Annotated in this window: 3 protein-coding genes; all 3 read left to right on the top strand. The window is 47.1% G+C overall.

Features of this window, described 5'->3' with window-relative positions; all coding sequences use genetic code 11:
• Positions 1 to 78: 78 nt before the first annotated feature.
• Entirely contained in the window at positions 79 to 411 is a 333-nt protein-coding gene (locus tag PQO00_RS20225) for a hypothetical protein (RefSeq protein WP_274186671.1), read from the top strand.
• Complete coding sequence (gene tnpB, locus PQO00_RS20220) at positions 408 to 788, top strand: IS66 family insertion sequence element accessory protein TnpB (protein ID WP_274186670.1); 381 nt, start codon at positions 408 to 410, stop codon at positions 786 to 788. Before PQO00_RS20225 ends, tnpB begins: the two co-directional genes overlap by 4 nt.
• Before the next feature lie 118 nt (positions 789 to 906).
• The gene (locus tag PQO00_RS20215) at positions 907 to 2,397 is read left to right on the top strand and encodes an IS66 family transposase (protein WP_274186669.1); all 1,491 of its coding nucleotides are present in this window, start codon (positions 907 to 909) and stop codon (positions 2,395 to 2,397) included.
• The last annotated feature ends 60 nt before the right edge of the window (positions 2,398 to 2,457 follow it).

The following is a 2,457-nucleotide window of genomic DNA, read 5'->3' as shown; positions in this document are numbered from 1 at the left end:
GTAAGCCTTCGGGCTTGAGCATATTGTAAGTTCACAAAAGAGTATTTAGTTTTGGAGAACCACTAAAAACAGAACTAGATGAGCACCCTTACCCATGATGCCCCAAAAACTAAAGACCAGCCCAACAAAAAACAGATCATCCAGATGATGGAGGACTTCGAGAGTAGCGAGAGCGTGACGGTCAAGGAATTCTGTGAGATGCATGATATTGGCCCATCTACATTCAAGACTTGGAATCAGGTCTATGAGAACCGGCACCAGAAGCATGTGCAACCTGGAGGGTTCGTGCCTTTGGAAGTGCAATTACCAAAAGAGGAACGTTTAGACGCACCGCTACTGTTTGCCGAGGTTCATGGCATACGTCTCTACCGTGAAGTAAGTGCGGAATATCTAAAGGCCCTGTTGCCATGAGCAGTATTCTGGGGCTGGTTCCAAGCCGTAAGTACCATCTCTACCGTAAAGAAACAGACATGCGAAAAAGCTTTGATTCTCTGGCGGGGATTATCACCAACGAACTGGGTAAAGAAGTAGCCGAGGGAGAGGTCTTCATCTTTGTCAACCGAGCCCGTACCCACCTCAAGCTACTGTTATATGAACAAGGCGGCTTCAGCCTGTTCTACCGCCGATTGAGCAAGGGCACCTTTGAGCTCCCGGCCTTTGACCATGACTGTAGGAGCATGGCCATCAGTTCCGACGTACTGGAGTTCATCCTTAAGGGAATCACCCTGAAAAGTGTCAAGTACCGGGTTCGGCATGACCCTGGACAAATGGCCGTGGCCTACAACTGACTCCCTTATTTTTTATCCACAAAATATGTGCTTTTTTGTGGATAAAAAAAGTGCATAAAAGTACCCGAAAGCCTTGTTTTTATTGGGAATTTAGCAGTGGTTTGTTTATCTTTAAAGTATGGAAAACCTCCCTGTAGAACAGCGTGTCACCATCACGAAAAAGCAGCACGAGTTTTTTTTGAACCAACAAAAAGAAATCGACCTGCTAAAGCATCAGCTTGCTGAGCTCCAACGGATGCTCTTCGGTGCAAAGAGTGAACGTTTTGCACCAGCATCAGAGGGTCAACTATCACTTAGTCTGGATATTACGGTAAGTGAACCCCAGGCGGAAGAAGTTCAGGATATTGCCTATCAGCGCAAAAAGGTCAAAAAGGCCCCCAAAAAAATACCCGTACGTCTGCCCATACCCTCGCACATCCCTAGAGTAGAGATAGAGATATACCCTAAAGAGGACATCAAACATGCAAAGAAAATAGGCGAGTCTGTTACCGAAGTCCTGGAATACAAGCCCGGAACATTTTATGTAAAGAAGTACATCCGTTATAAATACGTGCTGCCCTTGAGTCCGGAAAAGATTGTTATAGGTGAACTGCCCAGTCTTCCCATCCCACGCGGTAATGCGGGGGCAAGCCTGTTGGCACACATCATGGTTAGTAAATACGTTGACCATTTACCGTTCCACCGCCAGAAAAAGATCTTCGCCCGACAGGACATTGAGCTCTCAGAATCTACCTTGAACGGTTGGTTCTCTTCCAGTTGTAAACTATTAGAACCCTTGTACAATGTCCTGAGGGAAAAAGTAAAACAAGTTGATTACCTGATGGCCGACGAGACCCCCATTCCTGTACTAACCAAGAATAAACCGGGGTCTGCCCATAAAGGATACTTTTGGGTATACTATGATCCTTTGGGAGGAACGGCCTGTTTTGATTACCACCCAAGTCGCGGTCGGGAAGGCCCCAATGATTTTTTAAAAAACTTTAAAGGCGCGTTGCAGACTGATGGATACGTGGCCTACGATATCTATGAGAAAGATCCCGAGGTTCAACTTTTGGGATGCCTTGCCCATGCAAGACGTAAACTGGAACATGCGTTGGACAATGACCGCCAGCGAGCAGAATATGCTTTGAAGCTTATTGCTGAACTGTACAGTGTTGAGAGGCAGGCGCGCAAAGAGAACCTGTCCCACCAAGAGCGCAAGGCGCTGCGAGACAAACATGCCAGGCCTGTATGGGATACTCTCAAGCAATGGATGGATCAGGAACTCTACAAAGTACTGCCCGACAGTGTGATCGGAAAGGCCATGGCCTATACCCATAAACTATGGCCGCGATTGGTGGGCTACTTAAGTGACGGTCGTTATGAAATCGATAATAATCTCGTGGAAAACCGAATCAGGCCGACCACACTGGGACGCAAGAACTTCTTGTTCGCAGGGTCCCACAAAGGGGCGCAGCGTGCAGCCATGATGTATTCCTTTTTAGGCAGCTGCAAGAAAAATGATGTGAATCCCTTTGCCTGGCTGGCCGATGTGCTTGCACGAATACCCGAATGCAAGGTCAGCCAGCTAGATGAACTTCTTCCCGAAAACTGGAATCCCCGACAATAATAAAGCCGAGAAATTTTATCCCGGCTTTTGAATTTTATATGCTCAAGCCCGAAGGCTTAC

The sequence above is a fragment of the Flavivirga sp. 57AJ16 genome (assembly GCF_028736925.1).
In the GTDB taxonomy this organism is placed as follows: domain Bacteria; phylum Bacteroidota; class Bacteroidia; order Flavobacteriales; family Flavobacteriaceae; genus Flavivirga.
Note: the sequence above shows the minus strand (reverse complement) of the source record. Positions and strands in the feature narration are given on the sequence as shown.